7 protein-coding genes and 2 pseudogenes are annotated in these 8,047 nt (G+C 44.9%); 2 read left to right on the top strand and 7 right to left on the bottom strand.

Going from position 1 to position 8,047, the window contains the following annotated elements; genetic code table 11:
* The first annotated feature begins 34 nt into the window (after positions 1–34).
* Entirely contained in the window at positions 35–997 is a 963-nt protein-coding gene (whiA, locus tag JL57_RS06915; RefSeq protein ID WP_034141316.1) for a DNA-binding protein WhiA, read from the top strand.
* Between the two features lie 32 nt (positions 998–1,029).
* Positions 1,030–2,430: an RNA polymerase factor sigma-54 gene (gene rpoN, locus JL57_RS06920; RefSeq protein WP_034141317.1), complete on the top strand. Its 1,401-nt coding sequence runs from the start codon at positions 1,030–1,032 to the stop codon at positions 2,428–2,430.
* Positions 2,431–3,024: 594 nt separating this feature from the next.
* Here the strand turns inward: rpoN and JL57_RS06925 are convergent.
* From JL57_RS06925 to JL57_RS06955, 7 genes and pseudogenes are all read right to left on the bottom strand, one after another.
* Positions 3,025–3,744, bottom strand: a complete 720-nt coding sequence (locus JL57_RS06925) for an MIP/aquaporin family protein (RefSeq protein WP_034141318.1) — start codon at positions 3,742–3,744, stop codon at positions 3,025–3,027.
* A gap of 14 nt (positions 3,745–3,758) precedes the next feature.
* Positions 3,759–5,474: a phosphoenolpyruvate--protein phosphotransferase gene (gene ptsP, locus JL57_RS06930; protein ID WP_291299783.1), complete on the bottom strand. Its 1,716-nt coding sequence runs from the start codon at positions 5,472–5,474 to the stop codon at positions 3,759–3,761.
* 3 nt (positions 5,475–5,477) lie between these two features.
* Positions 5,478–5,744, bottom strand: a complete 267-nt coding sequence (locus tag JL57_RS06935) for an HPr family phosphocarrier protein (protein WP_034141319.1) — start codon at positions 5,742–5,744, stop codon at positions 5,478–5,480.
* 76 nt (positions 5,745–5,820) lie between these two features.
* Positions 5,821–6,213 carry a dihydroxyacetone kinase phosphoryl donor subunit DhaM gene (dhaM, locus tag JL57_RS06940; protein ID WP_034141320.1) on the bottom strand — a complete coding sequence of 131 codons (393 nt, stop codon included), beginning with the start codon at positions 6,211–6,213 and terminating at the stop codon, positions 5,821–5,823.
* A complete protein-coding gene (dhaL, locus tag JL57_RS06945) occupies positions 6,214–6,858 on the bottom strand; it encodes a dihydroxyacetone kinase subunit DhaL (RefSeq protein WP_034141321.1) in 645 nt (214 codons plus the stop codon).
* 15 nt (positions 6,859–6,873) lie between these two features.
* A pseudogene (locus tag JL57_RS06950) lies at positions 6,874–7,569 on the bottom strand (dihydroxyacetone kinase subunit DhaK); the annotation flags it as partial.
* Between the two features lie 20 nt (positions 7,570–7,589).
* Positions 7,590–8,047: pseudogene (locus tag JL57_RS06955) on the bottom strand (hypothetical protein); the annotation flags it as partial.

Raw genomic sequence — 8,047 nt, forward strand, 5'->3', positions numbered from 1 at the left:
CGAACTTCGAACCTCGAGAAAGGGGGCTGGGGAATTGTCTTTTAGTGCGATTACTAAAGAGGAATTAGCTCGCTTAAACGATCGGAAAGCATGTTGTGAGTTAGCCGAACTAGCGGCTTTAGTCCGAATGGACGGTACACTCCAAATTAGTGCCAACAAACAGTATACCTTGAATGTTATGACCGAAAGTGCTCCAGTGGCTCGCAAAGTCTATCGACTGGCAAAAGATGTGCTTCAACGTCCGCTGGAAATCGTGGTTCGACGTAAACTCAGACTTCGTAAGAATAACTCCTATTTAGTTAAGATCTACCTTCGAGGATTGGAAGATTTAAAAAATATTGGTTTGGTTGATGAAGAAGGACAAATCTATCCGGGAATTGCTCCCAATCTGATCAAAAGGCGCTGTGATCAAAAAGCGTATTTGAGAGGAGCCTTTTTGGCTGGGGGATCAATGAATAATCCTGAAGGTACATATCACCTCGAAATTGTTAGCAATGATCCTGAGCATGCTAAAGCATTATGCCAATTGATCAATCGCTTCAAATTAGGCGCTAAAGTTAGCATGCGCAAGCATTGGTATGTGATATATCTCAAAGAAAGCGAACATATCGTGGATTTTCTTGGCTTTATGGGAGCACATCATGCCCTGTTAGAGTTTGAGAATGTTCGTGTACTCAAAGATGTTCGGAATCAAGTCAATCGCTTGGTTAATTGTGAGACCGCCAATCTTGATAAAATTGTCGATGCCGCTGTGCGCCAGTTAGAGAACATTCAATATATTCAGGAGACAATAGGGCTGCAGTCTCTACCAGATACTTTAAGAGACATGGCGGAGCTTAGGTTGCAATACCCAGATGCTAGTTTGAAAGAACTTGGAGAAATATTGCGTCCAAAAGTTGGGAAGTCAGGAGTCAATCATCGCATGCGAAAAATCGATGAAATCGCTGAACGCATCAGGGGTCAAAAAGACGGAAAATCTAAAGTGAAAACACGATAGGATAACCTGAATTAGGAGATGGAGGTAAAAAAGTGCGGTTAGGGTATGGTTTGAGTCTAGAGCAAACTCAAAAACTTATTATGACTCCGGAATTACGTCAAGCAATTACAATCCTACAGCTGTCCGCACTGGATCTATCCACGTATGTTGAGGAACAGCTTTTGGAGAATCCTTTACTCGAAAATCTTGAAGAAAGTCCGGATAATAAGGGTGAAGCTGAGACACCTGTGGTTGAGGAAAAAGCTCCCGATGAGAAATGGGAAGTGGATTGGCAAGACTATTTCCAAGACCAAGACGATAATCGCGTTCGCCAGGAACGGGTAGTCTTGGAGGATAATCAGAGATTTGATCCGTTTACCGCTGCAGCACCTACGCTTTTGGAGTATTTACTTGAACAACTCCATGTCCAAAAAGTTACGGCCTCTTTATCCGTAGCAGAGTATATTGTTGGAAATTTAGATGATAATGGATACCTGGCCTTGTCGACAAAGGAAATTGCGCAGGAAATGAATGTTCCCCTTGAAACGGCTGAAGAAGCCTTGGCGCTTGTTCAGACCCTTGATCCGCTGGGAGTCGGGGCTCGGAATTTAGAGGAATGTCTCCGTTTACAATTGCCGCTCCTGCCGGATAATCCGCCAGAATTAACGGAGTTCTTGAAGTATCTGGATGACTTGGCAGCTGGACGTTTGCAACGTATTGCCCATGCCCTGAAAAGCACCATAAATCGAGTTCAGGAACTAGCGGATATGGTGCGTAAATTGGACCCTAAACCAGGCTTGCGATTTTCCAGCCCGGGGGAAGTGCGCTACGTTGTCCCCGATGTAGTAATTGAAGAGATTCAAGGGGAGTTTATTATCCTCGTTAATGACATTACTGTACCCCGCCTAGGGATCAACAAAGTTTATCGCGATGCTCTTGGTCAAGACGAGGGAACTGAGACACGGAAATTTGTCGAGCAGAAGCTGAACGCAGCTGCCTGGCTGATTCGGAGTATTGAACAACGGCGTCTAACCCTTTATAAGGTAGCCAATGCCATTGTAAAGTGGCAAACGGATTTTCTTCGCCAGGGCATACGCCATCTCAGACCGCTCACCTTAAGGGATATTGCGGAAGAAATCGGAGTTCATGAATCCACCGTCAGCAGAGCGACTGCCCATAAATATGTCCAAACCCCTCGAGGAATCTTCGAGTTCAAGTTCTTCTTTGCCAATAGTATGGGGCGAGGCAGTCAAAACGACTCGGGTATAACGACAGATGTGATCAAACTGGTTCTTAAAGATATTATACAAAGCGAAAATCCGAAGAACCCTTATTCAGATCAAAAGTTAGCGGACTTACTAAAGGCTAGAGATATGGAGATTTCCAGGCGTACTGTTGCTAAGTACCGCGATGAGTTGGGGATTTCAGCGACGTCGGTTAGGAAACGATATTAGGGAAAGATGTGTGGAGAGAACGGAGAAGTCGCGAAACACTCTGTCAGCCGCTAAGGTCGTGGGCTAAACTAAGTTCACAAGAGTAGCAAGTTTATTTTCTCGGTATACTAATTTATATTTTAAAGGAGCCTATTTGCCAATAGTCAGACCCCGCCACCCTTGGGTCAACGTGAAAGGGGATTTTTGCATCCCCGTGGCTTATAACGGAATTGACATCTATGTCTGGGGTAAGAAGGGCTCACTTCTTATTGCTTTCACCAGAGATTCCATCACTCCCTGCCCATTTTTTCGGGCTGTCAAGAGGTAATAAGCCGACAATGTTTGAATGGAACAATATTAATGTAAATGTATGCAATAAAAAGATGGCAAGGAGTTAACACTATTCTGTTTCCACTAGCCTAATAAGTCCGAAGCTGGCAGGATTGCCTGTCCGGAACTTGACGGATATAGTGACCTTATCATAGAAAAGAAAAAGGATGTCTCCGTATAACGCATTCCTGCTGTAACAGGTTCACCGGAAACATCCCCCAAAAACATCACCCAGACATCTTACACCATCAATCTATGGATATTAAAGAGCATCAGTAACTATTACTATCCCATATACACCATTTTGTATACAATAGCACCCAAAATTCCGCCTATGATTGGACCGACAACTGGTACCCATGAGTAAGCCCAATCAGAGGACCCCTTACCGTGAATTGGTAATAAGAAGTGGGCAATTCTAGGTCCAAAATCACGTGCTGGATTGATTGCATAACCCGTAGGTCCGCCGAAAGATACACCAAGTCCCCACACCAAGAAGCCCCATAAAAGAGGATTGAGGCCACTAGTAATAGCAGATTTCGAAATTCCAATGGAAAGCCCTACAAAGACCAAGATAAAGGTACCTATGATTTCAGTCAGCACGTTAGCAGGATAATTTCGAATAGCTGGTCCCGTACTAAAGACGGCCAATTTTAATCCTGGATCCGGCGTTTCCTCCCAATGCTTCAAATAAGCTAAATAAACCAACACAGCGCCAATGAAAGCTCCCAAAAATTGGGCTGCAATATACAGCGGTACCTCTGGCCAAGGAAACAGTCTAATTGACGCCAACCCAATCGTAACGGCTGGGTTTAAGTGTGCTCCACTTATTGGAGCCGTGGCATAAATTGCCAGGAGAACTCCAACTGCCCAGCCTAATGTAATCATAAAGAAGCCGCCGTTATTTCCCTTGGTCTTACCCAATAAGACGTTTGCTACTACCCCAGAACCAAATAAAAGTATAATCATGGTGCCTATCATTTCAGCTAAGAATTTTGCTGTCATCTAAAGACTCCTCCTTAATTTTTTAAAGCTTTTACCAGATACTCACGAATCTTCTCGCCATCATCGAAAGCAAGAACCTGCCGCCATAGATCTTTAGCTTGCAGAACATCAATACCTCGAATCAGCTCTCTAACTTTCGGCATAGCGGTTGCGTTCATACTTAATTCATCTATCCCCATTCCGATAAGTAATATCGCAGCCAGTGGATCACCGGCCATTTCACCGCACATTCCCGCCCAGATACCCTGATCATGGGCAGCGGAAATTACACCGTCGATTAATCGAAGTACTGCAGGATGGAAATGATTATAGAGATTTCTTACTTTCTGATTACCACGGTCAACCGCTAAAGTATATTGAACAAGATCATTCGTGCCAATACTGAAGAAATCACATTCTTTGGCCAAATACGGGGCTATCACCGCCGCAGCCGGGGTCTCGACCATAATCCCAAGTGGTACGCTCCGAGCAAAATCCTTGGTTTCATGTTCCAGTTCGCTCATCGCCTGGCCTAGACATTCTTTGGCACGCCGGATCTCTCCGGAACTAATCACCATCGGAAGCATTATCGCTACATTACCGTATGCTCCTGCCCTCAAGATGGCTTTAAGTTGAGTAACGAACAAATCGGTACGCTCAAGGCAAATACGAATTGCCCGCCAGCCTAAAAACGGATTACTTTCCTGACCGATATCCAGATAAGAAAGTGGTTTATCCCCTCCAATGTCCAGCGTACGGATAACGCATAAATTTTCGCCGCATTTCTCCGCTACCTCCCGGTAAGCCTGAAATTGTTCCTCCTCGGTGGGGAAGCTATTTCGGCCCATGAACAAAAACTCTGTGCGGTAGAGACCTACCCCTTCGCAACCGAACATTAAAGCTTGTTCCATACCCTGAGGCGTACTAATATTTACTGCCAATTGCACCCGCCTTCCATCAACAGTAACTGCCGGCAATGATGCATTAGCCAAATCACGCACATATCGTTCCCGTTCTTCCCGGATTCGTGCCAAGTATAAGTCAAGTTCGGCTTTATCAGGTGAAAGCACTACTTCGCCGCTAGTTCCGTCCAAAGCTACTTGTATGCCATCTACCAGTTTTAGTGACCCGGGAACGCCGACAACGGTAATTATGCCTTTAGCCTTTGCGATAATAACAGCATGCGAAGTAGTACTTCCATGTTCCAGAATTAAACCTGAGACAATTTCGGACGAAATATCCGTCAAAACGGACGGTTCAATATCCCGAGCAAACAAAATTATCGGTTCGCTTCCCAGTTCAACACCACGAACATCAAGCAGAATCTTTGCTATCCGGCGGCCAATATCAAGAACATCTGCAGACCGTTCCAGCAAATATGGGTCATCTATCGCAGCGAATTCGGCTGCATACTCCTGAGTAACCTCCAATACTGCCTGCGGTGCCGACATTGAGTCCTTAATTTTTTGCAGCACCGCCTCTTTCAACATAGGATCACCCAACATGGCAAGATGGGCTTCCATAATACCTGCCTGCTTGTCTTCCCCGTATTTATTGGCGTTCTCAATGATCTTCTCAATTTGCTCGGTTGCCTGGTTTAAAGCCACGAGAAATTTTTCAGTCTCTCGCACATGAGCTTCGACCGAATAATGATGTAAATGCCTTGACAAATCTTCTGACAACACTTTAATTTTGCCAATAGCAGTACCCGCTACAATTCCTATTCCCTTGAGAACTTCAGACACTGTCATTACCTACCTCTCGCCAAAATTGCTTTCGACCAAGGCTGTAAGCGCCTCAATGCACTCTTTTTCATCCACGCCGTCGGCGGTAATGGTAATAGCTGTGCCATAAACCAAACCCATACTCATCACCGATAATATGCTCTTAGCATCTGCCACTTTGTTGTTGCCAGAAATTTTGACCTTACTGTTAAAACTAGCTGCTTTTCGGACAAACTGAGCTGCTGGACGGGCATGTAAACCGTTTGGGTTCATAACTTTCAATATTACATCAATCACCCTATCCCCATTCCTTCCGATATTCCATTATTTTATCAGCGATTAGTTTGGCCGCTTGTCTTTAGTCTTTAGATGTTCATCTCTTTCGGAGTTCGCGTGCATCTTCCGCAGTAGCAAGCACTTCAGACAAAGAACCCCCCAGCGAAGCTTGAACAACCGCACTGATTGAGCCCTCCAAAACCGGAGCATCGGCAATCTTAACCCTATTTCGTAAATCTTCTTCAAGCAACTCCAGCGCAGTTTCAGTGCTTAATATGGCGCTACCAAGGTCGACCATAATCACAACACCGCTACCGTCGTCAGCAGTTTTAATCGCTTCATAGATTTTAACGGCATCAGTACCGATATCTCCGTCAGTCGTACCTCCCGCAGCAATAATTTTTTGACCTGTCCTAGCCATTTGAGCCGCCATATCACGAATTCCTTCAGCAATTTTTGCGCTGTGGGACACAATCACTATACCTACCATTTAATTTACCTCCAAATTGTTGTGACGGCAAAAATCTGCCAAGGCTTCAAGCATAATATAGGATGAAGTGGCACCAGGATCTTGATGCCCTAAGCTGCGCTCGCCAAGATAACTGGCTCGTCCTTTGGTGGCGATAATGGTTTTGGTATACTCGACTCCCTTATACGCTGCATCACAAGCCAAGGTCAGACACTCCACAAGAGATTTTTGCGCCTTGATTCCATTGGCAAAAGCCTCACACGCTGGTACTAAAGCATCAAGCATGGTCTTTTCGCCACTGGTAGCCTTACCTCGTTCTTTAATCCCTTTAATAGCCGCTTCAAGCATCTGAACGGCAGTGTGACTACCTATGCTGGAAATGCCTTGTGCAAGTACAGCCGCTCGCAAAAAAGCCGTACCGTAAAGCGGGCCGGAAGCGCCGCCAACCGTAGATATTAGAGTCATACCTACGGTTTTCAGCACTGTACCAACGTCAGTGTGCGTAGGAAGACCCTTAACTTTAATTAGAACAGCATCAAATCCTCGCGTCATGTTAATACCATGGTCGGAGTCACCGATAGCCGCATCAAGGTCGGTCAAGAATTCTTTGTTCTTGATTATTGCTTTGCTTATAGCTTCAATTGCTGCTATTGTAGTGTGACTCACATTAATTACCTCCTATTATAATTGAACAAAAGCAGGTGTATCAGCCGGAGCGAGCAGAAGATCTTTCAATTCGCTGTTTAGTTTCAGTACCGAGACAGAAAAACCGGCCATTTCCAAAGACGTCATGTAGTTGCCTACGTACGTTTTTACAATCTTTACGCCTTTGTCATTGAGAATCTCTGCAACCTTGCGGTTAACAATGTAAAGTTCCATGATTGGAGTACCGCCAAGACCATTAACTAGCACCGAAACCTCCTGTCCTGAAGCAACAGACAGATCAGCCAAAATCTTCTCCATAAGGTGAGTGACGATTTCGTCTGCCGGACGGATAGCTTCGCGATGGGTGCCTGGTTCTCCATGAATACCCATACCGATTTCGATCTCATCTTCGGCTAAAACAAAGCTCGGTTTGCCAGCGGCCGGAACAGTACAGGGAGCAAGCGCCATACCCATGGAACGCACATTAGCAATGACTTTTTCAGCAACCCGCTTCACTTCGGCCAGAGTACCACCGGCTTCAGCTTTAGCGCCAGCAATTTTATGCACAAAGACGGTACCGGCGATGCCGCGACGACCAGTTGTCCAGGTGCTGTTTTCTACAGCCACGTCATCATTGACTACAACATTTTCAACTTGGATTCCTTCGCTGGCTGCCATTTCGCTAGCCATTTCGAAGTTCAGGATATCGCCAGTGTAATTCTTGATTCCTAAAATCCCTTGAAAAATTATACCTACACAGGCTCATCCACATTAAACGCCTTATAGATCGCCTTTTGATCTTTGGTTAGTGGAAATAGAATTCGAGTCCCATTTATTATTTGTAAGCGAAGTTTCGACAGAGAAATCAGCAACTTCTTCATAGTCATCCTTTTGTATAGTTCTTTTTCCAGCATGACCTTATGGATATGTGCTGCAAGTATTAATGAGATGAAACCGACAAATAGCTTGTTCTGCATGATGTCTTCTCTATGCACTCTTAATCTCCCAAGGTCTAGACTGTTTTTTAAACGGAGGAAGCCCTTTTCAACAACATCCTTTTCCCGGTAAATTCTGATTGATTCTTTGGCATCAGCCACATCATTCGTTATGATGACCAACCAGCCTGCTGTTTCCAATTCCTTATTGATTACATTCTCTTTAATGCTGATGGTGTAACCGGAAGGGGATTTCTCCGAGCTGCGGATGAGGA

Source organism: Desulfosporosinus sp. BICA1-9 (genome assembly GCF_000802135.1).

Bases quoted from the DNA above. Each gene is read 5' to 3' on its own strand.
- JL57_RS06925 (WP_034141318.1), bottom strand. From the start codon at position 3,744: ATGACAGCAAAATTCTTAGCTGAAATGATAGGCACCATGATTATACTT.
- ptsP (WP_291299783.1), bottom strand. From the start codon at position 5,474: ATGACAGTGTCTGAAGTTCTCAAGGGAATAGGAATTGTAGCGGGTACT.
- dhaM (WP_034141320.1), bottom strand. From the start codon at position 6,213: ATGGTAGGTATAGTGATTGTGTCCCACAGCGCAAAAATTGCTGAAGGA.